10 protein-coding genes are annotated in these 16,069 nt (G+C 35.2%); 1 reads left to right on the top strand and 9 read right to left on the bottom strand.

Features of this window, described 5'->3' with window-relative positions:
* Positions 1 to 260 precede the first annotated feature (260 nt).
* From VB691_RS22025 to VB691_RS22010, 4 genes are read right to left on the bottom strand one after another with little or no spacing between them, the layout of a single operon-like run.
* Positions 261 to 4,379: a DEAD/DEAH box helicase gene (locus VB691_RS22025; protein WP_323293684.1), complete on the bottom strand. Its 4,119-nt coding sequence runs from the start codon at positions 4,377 to 4,379 to the stop codon at positions 261 to 263.
* A gap of 53 nt (positions 4,380 to 4,432) precedes the next feature.
* Positions 4,433 to 5,452 carry a PD-(D/E)XK nuclease family protein gene (locus VB691_RS22020; protein WP_323293683.1) on the bottom strand — a complete coding sequence of 340 codons (1,020 nt, stop codon included), beginning with the start codon at positions 5,450 to 5,452 and terminating at the stop codon, positions 4,433 to 4,435.
* An 11-nt stretch (positions 5,453 to 5,463) separates the two neighbouring features.
* The gene (locus VB691_RS22015) at positions 5,464 to 7,674 is read right to left on the bottom strand and encodes an ATP-dependent helicase (RefSeq protein ID WP_323293682.1); all 2,211 of its coding nucleotides are present in this window, start codon (positions 7,672 to 7,674) and stop codon (positions 5,464 to 5,466) included.
* Positions 7,674 to 7,865, bottom strand: a complete 192-nt coding sequence (locus tag VB691_RS22010) for a hypothetical protein (RefSeq protein WP_323293681.1) — start codon at positions 7,863 to 7,865, stop codon at positions 7,674 to 7,676. Before VB691_RS22010 ends, VB691_RS22015 begins: the two co-directional genes overlap by 1 nt.
* A 179-nt stretch (positions 7,866 to 8,044) precedes the next feature.
* Here VB691_RS22010 and VB691_RS22005 point away from each other — a divergent pair, with 179 nt between their 5' ends.
* Positions 8,045 to 9,133: a DNA sulfur modification protein DndB gene (locus VB691_RS22005; protein ID WP_323293680.1), complete on the top strand. Its 1,089-nt coding sequence runs from the start codon at positions 8,045 to 8,047 to the stop codon at positions 9,131 to 9,133.
* A gap of 397 nt (positions 9,134 to 9,530) precedes the next feature.
* Here VB691_RS22005 and VB691_RS22000 read toward each other — a convergent pair whose 3' ends face one another.
* The 5 genes from VB691_RS22000 to dpdG all read right to left on the bottom strand — a co-directional run bounded on the left by VB691_RS22000 (position 9,531) and on the right by dpdG (position 15,778).
* Entirely contained in the window at positions 9,531 to 9,956 is a 426-nt protein-coding gene (locus VB691_RS22000) for an HNH endonuclease (RefSeq protein ID WP_323293679.1), read from the bottom strand.
* A 170-nt stretch (positions 9,957 to 10,126) separates the two neighbouring features.
* Complete coding sequence (locus VB691_RS21995) at positions 10,127 to 10,561, bottom strand: hypothetical protein (protein WP_323293678.1); 435 nt, start codon at positions 10,559 to 10,561, stop codon at positions 10,127 to 10,129.
* Positions 10,562 to 10,572: 11 nt separating this feature from the next.
* A complete protein-coding gene (locus VB691_RS21990; protein WP_323293677.1) occupies positions 10,573 to 11,280 on the bottom strand; it encodes a hypothetical protein in 708 nt (235 codons plus the stop codon).
* 268 nt (positions 11,281 to 11,548) lie between these two features.
* On the bottom strand, positions 11,549 to 14,662 hold the full coding sequence (gene dpdH / locus VB691_RS21985) for a protein DpdH (RefSeq protein WP_323293676.1): 3,114 nt from the start codon (positions 14,660 to 14,662) through the stop codon (positions 11,549 to 11,551).
* Positions 14,663 to 14,851: 189 nt separating this feature from the next.
* Positions 14,852 to 15,778: a protein DpdG gene (dpdG, locus tag VB691_RS21980; protein WP_323293675.1), complete on the bottom strand. Its 927-nt coding sequence runs from the start codon at positions 15,776 to 15,778 to the stop codon at positions 14,852 to 14,854.
* Between the last annotated feature and the right edge of the window lie 291 nt (positions 15,779 to 16,069).

Below are 16,069 nucleotides of genomic sequence, written 5' to 3'. Positions count from 1 at the left end.
CTTCTATTCTTCAAAATGAGAATTGCTGAAATTAATAGATAAAATCTACTTATACTTGCACGGTCAAAATAGGGGTTTCTTCTCGGAAAATGAGAATCGCTGAAACCGTTGGATAGCAAGCATTTTAGCCACTGATTGCCCCTGGTTGCACGAACTCTATATTTACGCCCAGACGGCCAGACCATCGACCATGATTGGACTAGACTGTACGGTATGATTTTGGGTCGTTAGTCTAAACTCCAGCACTATCCATTGATAAGTCAAAGTAGGTGTCCTAACCCACTCATCAAAGCTTCAGCCACCAGATGACTAACCACTAAGGGTTGTTCAAACCGTTCGGTACAATTATTAGTGTGCAAACAAGCGGGACATCCATCTAAGCGTTGACACTGTAAAGTAATTTGGACTTCTTCTGAATCTTCAGTGGGAGAGTTCTGAGCAAGATTTGCTGTATTTCGTTCTGCACTGGCTTCACGAACAATTAAATCAATAAAGCTACCTGAAGCATCATCATGCAGATTCCAAGTTGTTATTAATTCGTTTCTCAGTTCATCAGGGGTTGACCAGTCCCTGCGTTCGGCTAAATTAACGGGACAGAGAACCGATGCTAAGAGTTCTCGATAAACTTCTTTGGGGTTAGTGCGAAGGGTGTCAATAAAGACCTCTGAAATGCCAGATCCTCCTTCATAGCGTTCCCAGACGATCACTTCTGCTGTGGTTTCATCAAAACAATATTCAAGGACTTCTTCGGAAACTCCACTGATGGATGCGATTGCTTTTTGCAGTAGATGGGAGGCCGTATGTAAAATCAATCGTTGGTCAAAGGTTTTATGGGTTTCCTCTATTTCCACCCGTTCAATTTGAGATTTTAAGGACTCATCTTGTAATAAATTATCAATAATTTCGGCTAAATTCCAAGTAATTCCTGTTGTTTTGAGTCCATAACGCACAGGTTCAGGATGACCTTGACTATCCACATATCGGGCTTCAAATTGCCAGGGTTGACTACCTCTAGGGGTGAAATACTCATTTTTTTGTTGATCATAGAATTTATTTTCTACCCGTGCAATCGAACCATGTACGGTAATTTGACTTTCTAATTCAGACACCCAATTAAGAGTACGGGAAATGGTTTGAACTGATTCGGGTTTATAACGATAGGTGCGTTCCAGGTTAGCTTCAGCATATAAACGAACTGCACGCAAGGGAACATCATGGCATCTACGGCGACGACTTTCACTGTAAATGGTACAACATTCAGGACATATTTTAACCACTTGTTTGCCCTGATTATCTCCTTTTAATGCCTTAACATAAAGCTTTTCTGGGCGAAATTCCGAAGATTCTCCGGTTAAATGGACTCCTTCTCCTAATAACTTTACACCCACAACGCCCCCTTCTCCCCATTGTACATTTGCCCATTGGGGGTCATGTTCCGTTTCGATCACAGAAAGATAGGGATGGCTATGGTAGCGATAGGCGGTACGATAGGGAATTAATAAGGTAGAAAGTTTGGTGGTATCTTCTTGTTTAAGATTGGTTCTATTACGGGTTCTAACTGCAACGATAATGGGTTTGACTTCGTTAAAATAAGCGTCAGGAATGAAGAAATCAATATTAGATTGATGCAAATTATTAGATTCATATAAATTATTAGATTGATGTAAATTATCAGATAAACGCAGATAAAATAAAGCCTGTAACACAGTTTTAATGACATCAGGGGCAGATTTGAGAATCCAGAGACGGTTTTTTGGTTCACGGAATCTTTCTAAGGTATGGAAAAAATTGTAGAGTCCATCTGCTTGTTCAAAACAAATACCAAATTCTACTTTTTCTTGTAATTGATTCCAAAGTTCTAAAATATCTCTTTGCAGCCTTGATAATTCTTCACGACTTTCTCGATCTTCTTCATCAAATACTAATAGCCCTAATTCTTGATAAATATTTCTTAACTTTCTATTGATTTCTTCTCTTAAATTAGTTGAATTAGTTAAACTTTGATGCTCTGAATTAATATTAGTTGAATTAGTTAAACTTTGACTCTCTGAATTAATATTAGTTGAATTAGTTAAACTTTGACTCTCTGAATTAATATTAGTTTGACCATCTAAATATTGTTGAATTAACTTAAATGTTTCTTTAACGGGTTCGGTTAAAGTATCTGGGGCTTCGTTTTCAATTTCTTGTAATGTCCAGCGTAGGTTTAAATAAGCTTCAAACCGTTCTTTTTGCTCAGTAATCCACTTTCTTAATTTCTCTTCTCGTTTTGAATCTTGACGATGTTCTTGTAACCATTGATGATAATGTTGTTTAATAATGGGAGATTCTTCTAATTTTTCCCAAATCCAATCCAGAATAGCTGGCGGAATTTTCCCACATCGTTGCACATGATAACCCATTCTCGCCCGTTCATAGGCAATCCTTTCGTGCATGGCTTTCAGGACGGGATTTTTAGGGTTTAAGGGTAACTCATAACTCCCATGTACCAAACGATGACGACGGAAAAAATAAAAATGATCACTGGCCGAATTAGCCACAATGAGGAGGGTATAAGCAACCGTATTAGCTGCCCTTCCGGCCCGTCCCCGTCGTTGAATGAAAGAGAAGACGTTTCTAGGGGGACGATAATGAAAAGTGGCAATAATTCGGTTATCATCTACCCCCACATCCAAAGATGGGGTAGCAACGACAATATCCCCTTCCCAATAGCTGGTTTTTTGTTGGGAGGAAACATAGGAGATATTCAGGGCATTTTCCCGAAAACCTGGAATGGGTTGGGTACAGTTTGCCCCTCCTAAAATGCCTCGCCAACATTCCCCTTCAAGATAGTGACTGAAACAGTTAAGGGGATTAGTTTGGGGACAACTTTGTTCTTGAAATTCGATATTATCTAAAATAGAACGAAATTGCCATAAATTGAGCCTTTGTTCAGCGTCTTGAATTTGAGCCGACAGACGATTGGCAATATCAAGGGATTCGGTGAAAATAATCCCTCTGTCTCCTTGATCATGAGGGCGATCTACAAATAATCCGTGTCCCATGGCCATTGCACTTTGAATCAAAGTAGGGGCTGCTCCCACACGGTTTGCTTCTTCAGGAGATTGAAGGAAATAGAGAACTTCTAAACCGGAAGCTTCACTCTCGTAACCGGATGCACTATGAATGAGAATCGGGTGATTTTCTTCCCCATAAAAGAATTTACTAGCAAACCGTTCGGGGTGGGCAACTGTGGCACTAGCAGCGATTTTTGTTAAGGGGTTTCCGCTTAAGTTTTCTAGGCGTTGAATGAGGTGGTGAATATGTGCGCCGTAGAGGGAATGATAGAGGTGAACTTCATCAAATAGGACTCCACTTAAACGGGTTAAATACTTCTCAAAATCTGGTTTAGGATTGAGATAGATTCTATCAAGAGATTCGGCAGTTGTTACTAAGAGATGGGGTTGATATTTTGCATGGTCATTTTTAGCAAGGGAGACGTTAAAAATAGCTCCACACAAATCATTATTACATTGAAGACTAGGAACTGAGTTTCGTTTTTTCTGATAAATTAAATCCCCTTGGTTACAAACAGGACAGCATTCATCTTGTAATACTTTAAAGCGAGTTTTATCTGCAAATATCTGTTGATTTTCTAGGGTGTATTTAGTTTCTGAGGCTATTCCTGAAAATTGAAAGCCAATAATAATCCTTTGATTTGCTTTTTTTGAACGACTTAAAAGTTCTAATTGACCACTGGCTAATTGATTTTGTTCAGCTTGATAAACGTAGCGAAAAATTCTTGAGAGTTGGTCTTTTAATAAGGCAACACGGGGATAAAGTAAAATAAAACGAGGGGCAATTTCTGGATTAAGTTGTATTTGTCGAGCAATTTCATAGATAAGCGGTAATAAGAAAACTTCGGTTTTACCTGACCCTGTAGGCGCAACAATAACTAATCCTTTTTTATGATGAATCGCTTGTAAAGTTTGACTCCATCCGTCTATTTGAAATTGGGAAAAGTTGTTAATAGGTTTTGGTAAATTTGCGGCGACATTGGCAATAGAACGAGTTTCTCCTGTTAAAGTGTTGACATTAATATTTCTAATGGGTCGTTGACGCAGTAACACTTCAGCCCTTATTCTTCCTATTAGGTTTCGTCCGTCTTTATCCGCTTGAAATCGCTGCTTGATTTGTGAGAGCATACGAGCCGTTTCTATGGCTTTAGGGAGGGATAAGTTAGGGGATAGGTTAACAAATTCATCGGGATGTTCTGAGAGAATTTGTTGTATATCAGCCGAATAATTATCCCAGATTTCTTGAGGTGACTGGACTGAATTTTGTTGGTTTAATTCAGTAAATAGTTGGTTGAGTAGCGTGTTAAGAGATTCCCAAGTCATTGTGAGCTTTTAAAATTAATAAATAACTAAAATTAAGTTTTAGAGAAATTAGATTAGGGATATCTTAACTGAACACCTTTGCCATTATTAGGAGTTTTACAATCCCAACGGAGGTCACAAATATCACAATCTTTTTCACTAATATTTCCCGAAGTAGCTGGATTCCATTGATCATTAAGACGTGCTTGTTCAATTTGTAATACAGTTTGTGCAAATTCATTAACAGCATCATCAATTTCATGAGGAGTAATACTAACTTCTAGGAGAGCATTTTTTGGACGTTGAGAAGGACAAGTTGATCCATCAAGTTCATTCAAAAAATATAAAATGGCTTTTTTCGGTAAAACACCATGTTTTAGTTCATAAAGTTTGGCATAAACCCGCATTTGAAATTCATAATTTACTAAGTCTTTGGGATTAACATCTAATAAACTACTGCCTTTGTAATCCCACATTTCGCAATCAGCAGGATTAGCTTGTAGATTTTCTGAATCAACAAGAAGATCTACAACTCCATGAAGGATATGATTAGTACGATCTGCTTGTAATCTATGTTCTGTATCTTTAACTCTTGGATAAAGTGTCAGTCCTTCAAGAGCATTAAAATATTGAAGTAGCCGTACTGCTTTTACTCGCATATCTTGAGTTATAGCCCTAATACCTTGACTTTTTAATCCATTTTCAACTTCAATAAAATACTGGATAATTTCACTTGGAGGTGTTGGGGTTGTTGTCTTTGCTCCTTCTGCTTGTTTAAGATCATCAAAATATTCCTCAATTTCTTGATCACTTATAATGTTTCCATTATCTGGTAAGGAGCCTTTTGTTGAAGGCTCTATCTTACCATGAAAATGAGTATGACAACGATCTAAAACTTGATGAAGAATTGTACCAAAATAAGCCTGAGTCTGATAAGCAGGTGCATATTTATGGACATTAAAAGTCCCGTATTGACGAGGGCAACGTCTAAATGAGACGATATCTTGAGTGACACTGTAACGCCGTTTTATATTCGGTGTATTAAGTGAAGGAATTGAAACAGCTTGAAAAGGCTTTCTTTTATTTATGGCCATAATTTTCCCCTTTATGTAATAAGAGCCTCTGTATTTCGTTTAAATTCTGAATGATCTCGATTAGGAACAGCTATATGATCTTTAATTTGCTCCTTTGTTCCAATTAAAATTAGACCATACTGTGCGCGAGAATAAGCTACATAAAGCAAGCGAATATCATCTTCTATAGCCAATTCTTTAGGAGTTCTAGTAACTCTTTGATAAAGGTTCTGTCTAAATGGGTCTAAAGTTTCTTCTAGCATTTGTGCTGATCCAACCTTTCCTTCTTGACCTAGCTTAGTAACAACAAACACAAAAGGAAACTCTAAACCTTTTGATTGATGAATTGTCATAATAGGCAAAGAACCTTGAGGAACAATAACTTCCTCGTCTTCATCATCATCAATTCCTGCTTCAATTAAATAGCTGACAAACATATTGTAAAAACGGTTGAGAAAACTTGAATCAATTCCAGTCCCATCATTACTAGCTATTAAAGAATCTAAGTTAAAACTGTTATATCCTTCAAATAAACGAGTAACTTTAGAAAGACGTAAATTTCTTACAGGGTCTTGTCTCCATGTCAAAAAAGGTTCTTGTGCAAGAATCCGATAGATAATTTCTAGTAAATTCAGCTTTAGAAAGCTCCCTGATTTTTCTTGACAAAGCCTCAGTAGATTAGTATTACTATGATTTAAGTAGTTATCTAGTGAATTAGTCGAGATACTAGGGTTATTTCTGACATTATCAAGACTTCTAAACCATTGTTGAATAGGTGTAACCCAAGATAAAGTTCTTCCCTGTGGATCTCTTCTTGATTCAAAACTATGATTTTGGTCAATCACCTGAACCAGTGAGGCAAGTAAACACTGAACTTCTTCACTGTCCATAAAAGACTTAGAACGAGGATTATAAATAGGAATTCCTAAATTCTGAAATGCTTGAATATATTTACCTGCATTATTAGGTGAATCTTTGGCACTTCGTAATAATAAAACACATTGACTAAGATCAGAGATAATTCCATCAGCTATCAAATGATTATTGATAAAGTTACCAACAGCATTAGCTAAATCTCCTACTTTTTTTGTTTGAATCCAAGAAACAGCAGGATAATTACCAGAAATAGATGAAGCTGCAATAACTGGTTGTTTGTTCGGCGCACGAACTCCTGAAACATTCATTTCTGGAAATGAAGTAATATATTGATTGAAAAAGTTAACAATATCAGGATGAGAACGGTAGTTGTTTTCTAACTGAATTTGATGAGGAGTTTGATTAAATATCCCTTGACAGGCTTTATCAAAATTAACCATGCAAGTTACATTACCACCGCGAAAGCGATATAGAGCTTGATCATCATCTCCCACAACTGTAATATTATGTGGTGATTGACCTGCAAGAGCTAGATATATTCGTTCTTGAATTGGGTTAGTATCTTGATATTCATCAACCAATACATATTTTAATGGAGGATTTTGGTCATCTCCCTGTAAGAATTGTTGACTAGCAGTAGAATTAAGAAACTCAAGAAAGTAAGCCTGAAGATGTGCAAAATCGCAACGATAATTGTCTTTTAATGCTTTAGAATATTTTTGATACAATTCGGCTAAAGTAGCCCAATGTCCACCTGCATTAAGCATTTTATCTATATCAACATAATCTTCTACTATGTGATTAAAAAGTGTAATTCCTGCTTTAGCTCGTTTCCATTTATTAGGTGGGTAGTTTTGATTACGCCAATCGTTTACAGCATAATCAAAATGTTCCCAAAAACCTAAATCTGAAATATCTGAAATATCAGCATAACGATAAGTAAATAAATCTTGTTCAACTTGATCTAAAAGACGAACATTTTGGTAATTTGGATAGCGATATTCTTGGAGAATATCATTACATAGGCTATGTAGTGTTCCTATTCTAATATCCGCTATATCAACATCTTTGAGGCTAGAATCTGTGTTTTGTAAGGCTGTGAGATATGTTGCTAAACGATCTTCAAGGTTTCTTGCTGCTTTGTCTGTAAAAGTTGTTAGAAAAATTGATTTGGGCTTAATACCATCTACACAAAGTAACTTTAAGGTTCGTGTTACCAATACCTCGCTTTTACCAGAGCCAGGGCCAGCTAAAAGCCACAATTGACCATCTCTATATTCTACTGCTTCTTTTTGCTTATCGTCTAAGTCATAGCCTCGTGCAGTAGGTTGAGCGAGACACCTATGAAAAGTCTGAATATCTATCATTATCTTGTATTCTCGCTACTGTCACCTGTCCGTTTCCCCATTCTCGAACGAGAATCTTGGCGATTTCTTAATAACTCATCAAGAAGCTTCGTCTGCTCATCAGGGTTATGCCAATCTCGGATAAAACGTCTAACAGCCACGCTCACTAAGTCTTGCATCGTCGGTGCAGCCGAAAAATGCTGGCTCTCCAATGAAAGCTTGATTTCATGCAGAGTTTGGTAAAGCTCGGTAGGAACTCGAATGGTAGAGGCCAAAATTAAAATATTTAATCGAAGACATTAGCAATTTTAATCTTCTTGACCTCATACTTGCTACCATGTATACATGACGACAAGCTTGCCTCACTAAACAATTACTTTGACCATTAAATATGGAACTTGTTCTTAATGCCGTTTCCGTGCGTCGTAGTCCTCAAGATGAACATTTAAGCTATCTTGGGAGCTTATTTTTCGGAGATATTGCCCGATTAATCGATGATAACCGTTTATATGTTCCTAATCAGCCTGATTTACCCGATTTTGCCCAACGTAAACTTAACAAAGCACGGGTCAAACAAATTGCCCTTTATATTCTGGAAAACTATCAAATAGGAACCATATTTTTCCCGCCTATTTGTGTTAACGTTCAACCCAAACCGAAGTATGAAGAAGGCAAACTTTTCTTGCCTTATTATTCGGTTAGTTTACGGTTAACCGATGGACAACATCGCTGTTTTGGGATTCATCAAGCTTTACAAGAGATTCAACAAAAAGATTCAATAGAATTTAAAATTTTATCTCAATTAGAAATCGGGGTACTTTTGTATGCAGGATTACCCTTAGAAGAAGAACGTCAAGCATTTCGTGACCAAAACTTATTAGTTCAACGTCCTAGTGTTTCCCTCTCTCACTATTTCGATAAACGTTCTCTGGCAGTTTTAATTGCTAAGAATTTATTAGAAACCGTACCCCAATTTATTGACAATATTGAAGTAGTAGAAACGGGGTTAGGCATTCATAATCCTAAATTAATGACCCTTTCTACATTAGTGACAGCAACTAAATATATGTTTCCTAATCTAAAATCCCAGAAAAAATTAGAGGACAAAAATAATTGGGCGAGAAGTTTTTGGATAACATCGGCTAATATTTTTGATGATAATCCTTGGCGAGTCATGAGTAAAGAAGAACGAAGTCAACAAAGACAAGAAACCTTATTAGTTAGTGCGGTTATTTTACAAGCATTAGGAATGTTAGCTCATGATTTGTATCAAGAAAATGTAGCAGCAGAAGACTTAGAAAAGTGGTTAAACAACTTAAAAAAAATTGATTGGAGAAGAAATGATAAATTTTGGTTACAACGAGGAGTGACACAGATAGGAGCAACGGAAGATCCGATTATTTCTAATACAAAAACTACTGTTAAAGCCTGTCATAAAGTCCTTCGAGAATTTATGGGAATCACTGAGGTAATATTCTAATTTTTACAAAATATTCTTAAATAGTTAGAGTCAAAATAAACTACTTTTGCCTGTTATCTCTTGCTTGTTGCCTATCAAAAATAGCTAATTTAAAACAAGGTGCAAGATTAGAGTTTATACTAAATTCCTAAGCTGTTAAGCATCTAAATTGATTTGTGGAGACAAGGGAACAGGGAACCGTAAGGGTTATCAGCTTTTTTAGCTAATTAGAGAATACCCAGTTAAATTGCGTCTTGGCTTATTTTTACACCTACTTTTATATGTATTATATTGAACATCAAAATTAGAATTATTAGCCAATCATAAAAGTTATATTTTTGGGTTATAAAACGCTATTTTGCCTAAAATTTTAATCATTAAATATTAAATGATTAATTTTCAATGAAACCACTAAAAATTAATCAATAGGGGGATGCCAACCACTACTTACCCAACGTCTCCGCGCGCTGACAATCACAGCATGATTCATGCGTAAAGTAACGACTGTTCCCCGTCCAATAGCAGTTAAACCTTCTACTTTTGTCCCATCAGCACTCCAGGAAAAGTGGTCTTTCCATTGTTGTTGACGAGGGTTAAATAAAGGGATCTTTTCTCCTGTCAATGGGTCTATTGCCGTTGTATTTTTCCCTTTATATTCATTACAAGTACGACAAGCTAAACACACATTTTCAAAACTGTTATCTCCTCCAGTTGAACGAGGAAGAATGTGGTCTATTGTCATGGGAATGCCACTATTAGCTTCACTGGTTAAACAATAACAGCATCGCCGTTTGTCAGTGGTTTCAATTTTCTTTCGTAAAGCTTCAGACAAATAGGTTGTCATAAATTAATGGGGCAATTATCTCATAATAGAATAACAAAAATAGAAGAATAGATTAGAAGCATCTAAATTTTGCACTTTGACTGTTTTTGAATGGTTGAAAACCTTATCTATCTTAATTTTCGGTTATGCTCTTATACAAATGGGATGCTTTCAATAGATGAAGGTTTTTTTTAAGAATTGATAGAGAAACGTTCACCCCGCCATCTTAATAACACAGTAGCTTGGGCTTTTTTTAACATAAATAAGTCTGCTTCATAGCGTAATTTTTCCAGTTCAAAATATTCATTTTGGGTTAATTCTTCTTCTTGATTTTTCTCTAGAAGTTGGTTGTAGCGTTCCATATTTGCTGAAGATTGATGACTTTGAGCTATCTGCCATAGGGTATCATTATCTAAGCGATCTAAACGGGCTAAATCCGTTTGAAATTCTTCGGGTGCATCTGTCCAGTCAGGGGGACTACCAACGGTTAACGCATGAACCATAATATCTTCTAGGGAACGTCCTACTGCTTGCGCGGTATTAACCAAACGTTGATAGAGAGGGTCAGGAATTTGCAGGGTAACAGAAGCATCTTTCATTGGAAGTAAATTATTAGTAGTCAACATATTTTATCAATTTAACTCAAATGGATTCGTAATGTATGAGAAAGACGATGCTCTTTGATCCACGCTTCTACAGTGGGAGTTAATAGGTTGAAAGATGCTCCTGTATTACTTCCTGCTGCTTTAAGAAACTTTAAGACTTCATCAGGAACATTTTCAGCATTTAATGTATTCCAAGTATCATTTAATTGTTGAATTAAGTTTTCAATGTGGTCAAATCTTTCTTGATATTTTGGAAATTCCTCTGAGGATATCTGTATTTCTAACTGCCGAATTCTTTGAATGGTTGGTTTAAACTGATCAATTTGATCTAAAATATTCAAGAATTCAGAGTTGGTACTAGGAAGTTTTCGTTTTAGATAGTTTTTCCAAATTTCTAATAGTTGTGTTTCAATGGTAGAAGTTAATTTGTTAATACTAGATTGAAATTTAGAACGATTAAAGTTTTGATTATCTATTATCCATTCAGGATTTTCTTGATAGTGCTTTACGGTTAATTGAACTAAGTTCAACAGATTCTCAACCAGTGGGGCAAAATCTACTGAAATTAATCCTTTGCTACGAAATAAACGTAAGGGTTCAAGGACTTTAATCACTTGTTGGTAGTATTCAGTAATTTGTTCCTGTCTTGACTTAAATCCTTGTTGATTATTCGCATATTTTTGTAGTTCAATTTTTCTTTGAGATAACTCAATTAGTTGTTTAGATTTTTCTAGTAACATGGTTTTGACCTCTCAGTTTAATAATTGATGGTTTGCGTTAACTAATGGGTTGTTTAGCTTGGTTAATTTTAGTTGATGTAAGGTAATAAAACAATAAGACCTTGGACAAAAATCAACGTTACAGTTGAGAAAGACATGGAACAGGATTAGGGTTACTCTGTGCTTAGAATTATTTACCCAGTTGACTTTATTTATGTCCCACTACTTAGTAAAAGTCTAAACCTTAATGCGTAGTGTTATAGAATAGCTAGGAATTAATAATTGATTCTTAAAAATCCTTAATTTCAATGAGTAAATCTTGTAACTCAAGTAAATTCTTTTCGATAGATTGGGTAATGGTTTCAATTGATTCTCCGTTTTCTTCTGATGTTAATTGATGAATGTGATCTTGAACAGAGTTTAAAGAACTATCTAAAAACTTATTACTTTCTTCAAGAAATTCACTAGAAACTGTTATGATTTTGGTATTGTTCTCACTTAATAAAGAAAGTAATTTATTAGAGGAAGTAGTTGATAATTCTTTTTCGTTTTTGACTTTTTCCATAAGTTCGAGATAATTAGTTAATCTTGTCTTATTGAAATTAACCACAAGTTCACCTAATTTTTCTGCACTTTTTTGCCCAAAAACTCCTGCTTCTCTCGCTTGATCTATGGCTTCTTTGATTGAGTAAACAACCTCTTTTTTGTTGACATTTTCTCCAAATTCTGCTACTAACTTTTCATAAGTAGAAAGTTGGCGATCTGTTTCTTCTTCTATAGCTTTCATTAACAGTTCATCGACTTTATTTCGTACTTTTTGGATAACTTCATATTCTTTGTTTAAATCATCAGGAACATCACATTGAGGATTCCCTGTTTTACGAACTGTTTTGAGGGGTTCAATTATTTGGACTGTATCAATTATTTGAAAATTAAAACGACTCCCTTTGGTACAACCGATATAACTTTTGAGAATATCAAGTAATTTGTTTTTATTAGTTTGAAAAACTTTATACAATGCTTTCCAAGATGAACTACGGTTATTATCATCAAGTTCGGGTATTTCCAGGAATAAAGAGTTAATTGACGCTTCAATGGAAGTATTAGGAAGTCCAGACATTTGAGAAGCGATTTCCAGTAGTTCAACGGTTGCTGGAACGGGGTTCCAGAGTTCCCCCGAAATACGAGGACGACAACGAATTTGTTCTAGAATGTAGTTACTCCAGCGATCTAAGTGTTTTGCGTAGGTTCGGAAATAGCGATCTCCGTCTTCAAAGTTCCAGTGTTTATAGTAACTATAAAGTAGCATTCCTTGAAAAGCAATGGCTGTTTCTCGAAATTCATTTTCATCATCTGGCTTTTCATCATCTGGCTTTTCATCATCTGGCTTAAGAGGAAGCTGTAAAATAATTCCTGCATGATTAGCACCTTCTCCTCTCATTCTGGGACTATAAACTTGGACATTACGTTGTTTAAATACAGAACTATTACTGGCAAAATTACCTTTAATTAGCATTTCTGTATCCCATTCAATATGTTCACAAACCGCAGGATAAACAAACTCACGGATGTCTTTTTCTACGTCTTGAGGGAGAATAGCTTGATTATTCCAATTATCTAAAATGTTGAGTTTTTCTGCTAATTTATCGGGAATTTTTGAGTCATTAGAGGTGTTAGGAGAAACTTCATAGGTTCCTGTAGTTTCTTTGACAACAGGAGTAATATTTGTTTCAATGACTTCAACTCCCAAAGGAGGAAGATTAAAAGCAGTATGAATTTCAGGAGAAAGGTCACATATTTTATCGCTATCTGTCCATAAATCTATTAATGTTTGACGACGTTGGGAATGTTTAGTATCTTTACTTTTAATATCACTTTGAGTAATAGCACTTAAACGCATTTTGCCGAAATGTTCTCGTATTGAAGTAGAAGGAAAAGAACCATTTTCAATGTTCTCAACTGAATTTTCCAGGGTATATTTAAGAACATCTTTTAAGAGAATACGGGGATTAAAATGATCAGGGTTAACCCGTTTTCTCATTTGTTGTAACGCAATGGGAGTAAAGGGATAAAGTCCCATCCCATTAATATCACCAAACCCTTTATGACAGTCTTGACGGTGTTGACAGTCTTCACAAAAATTAGGAGGTTGAGAATTATTTTCATCATTTTTGTAGTCTTCTAACCATTGTTTTAAATCACTATTTTGATGACGGACAGCGTTTAAATATCTGGCCACCATTTGTTGAATATCTGCTTCTGTTACTAAGGAGTGATCACTAATTTCTCCCACGTCTAAACTAACTTTAAAAGTGACTCTTTGTTGAATGGTATCAAAGCTTTGAATTAAACCATTAAAATAACCAGTTGTGCAAGCTAAGGCCGTGCGAATAGCGCATAAGGGTTGACTTCCTGCTTGTTGGGGTCTAGCTAAAACTGCTTCTAAAACTTCCCTATCTATTCCCTGTAATTTGGCAAAATCTTCAATTAATAAGACTAATTCTACTTCTTTGTGAGCAAGAGTTTCTCTCACTTCTCGCATTAGTATTTGTAAGTCTTCTTTCCCTAAGTTCAAAACCTTTGTGATAGCTTCATCTAAATGTTTATTTAACCAGCTTACCGTGTCTTTTTGAACGTCTTCATCACCAATAAGAAAACGATAGAAATCTGTCGCTTGTTCTCCTGCTTTTTGTAAACCAACAATGGATAATGGAAGATCTTCTAAAGTAAATTCTCGTCTTTTTTCAACATTTTCAATAGTATTTTGATAACCTAAAGTATGGGTAACAAGACGATGAATAATACCTTCATCTTTTAACCAATACTCTTTACGAAAATAGGGATCATATAAAAGAGAGTCTAAACTCTCTACTAAATATTGTTCTTCTTCTGTTAATTTATTATGATCTCGTCTTTCATTATCTCCTACTGCTACCGCTAATTGATTAAGTAATTGTTTTCTTGCTTCTGTTTCGGTTAAGCTACTGGATGATTTAATTAAACGTTTACGATATTCATCAAATTTTTCTCCTTCTAATTCAGGAAGATTTAAAATCATCCCAATAATGTCTTTTAAGTTTGTCCCTAATTTGGGAATTAATAAGACTTTGCGTTTTTCCGTTGATTCAATATTGGCAGCTAACCAACGAATTAAATGGGATTTTCCTGTTCCTGATTGACCTAAGATGGGAACAAAAGCAAAATCATCGGGTTGTAAAAAGTCTCTTAAACAGTCTTCTTCTGTATAACTAATTTCATCAGTTCCTTGGATTGATTCACTTTTTTTCATCTTTAAAGGATGATGAGTCGCTAAGAAAATATGGTCTTCTGGTTGAATTGCTTCTATATTAAGAATGGGTTGAATATTCTCGCTTTTCCAGCAAACATAATTTTGAAAAGTCATGGTATTGATTCCTTCTTTAAGTGTTGTGTGAGAATAAGATGGGGTTAAGTAGTCGGACAAAAGTAAAGTTAACTGTGAAACGAGGAGTCATAGAGAGGTTGTAATCGACATAAAGCCGCAACGTCTCTACGACTACAAGAGTTAGGAGGAATTGAGTGATTTGACATTTCTTAACATAGTGTTGTTTATTTATGTTCGACTACTCAATGGAATTAATAATTTATTTAAACCATTAAAAATAATGTGAGAAACTCGACTACTATCATCAATTTTATTTTGTGCTTTAGGTAATAGCATTAAGTCTCCATCCGACTCTCGAATCAGTTGAATATATCCTTCATCTTGTAGTCGAAATAAAGCAAATGCAGTGGAAGTGGATAAATAATTAGTTTCTCGTTGACCAATATTCGCTTCAATGGTGTCTCTAAAATGTCCCGTTTCAAAGAGAGGACATTTTTTAGCAAGACGAGAAATAAATTCTCTTAAATATACTTTTTCTCCTGTTTCATTGAATAAAGATTTAAGATTTCGCTTAAGATAAACCGTTGGGTCTGGAACAAGTATGCGCTTTTTATCTAACCCATGACCCCACGCTAAACCCAGATAACACATCCAATCATCCATTTGACCATAAAGGGTATTATTGGTCATTTTTAATCCTAAAGTTTGGTCAACTTTTTGTTGATGTACAGCTTGTTCTACTTTTTCCCAAGTATTAGGAGGATCATAAATATATTGGGCTAAAAACCAAGCACAAACTAACCCGAAATCATACTCGTCTTCATTATTTGAAGCAAAGAAAAGATCACTTAATGTATTGGGTAATTTTAAATCTCCTGTTTTTTTATTTCTAACATTTTCCGGTAAATTACTATTGATAGCAATCTCGGTTATTTCTTCGGTTATTATTTCAACTAGAAGACCACATTTAATTGCTTCCGTTAAAGAATATTCAAACATAGGTCTTTCTGATGGTTTATCTTTTACTAATTCATCAGGAGAAACCATTTTTCCAAATACTTCTTTTTTTTCTTGTTGTTGTTTGGTATTTAATAAATAACGATAAATACCTCGAAAACGACTAGGGGTTGCTAAAGGTTGTTTTAAGACACTCATAGATTGTTTTCCTTGCTAATTAGAAAAATTGATGACTTGAGAAATAACTAATTGAAAGTGATGAAATAATACTTTAGAAAACTCATGGGTTAATCTCCTAAAAAAATTACGAATTCAACAATATAGCAGTTCCTTTACTGGTGAGGTTTCGCCGTGAATATCAACTAAACGGTATAACTTTTTTTAGTGTTAGGCAATAAGCCATAGGCAACAGAGAATAAATTAGAGTTTCTCTAGTAAAAGTGAGAAATGCTATAAGTTTTTTTAAGTTACTAAAAAAATGTTTTAAAT

The sequence above is a fragment of the Crocosphaera sp. XPORK-15E genome, from assembly GCF_034931425.1.
Classification (GTDB): Bacteria; Cyanobacteriota; Cyanobacteriia; order Cyanobacteriales; family Microcystaceae; genus UHCC-0190.
This window is presented reverse-complemented; position numbering and strand designations above follow the sequence as displayed.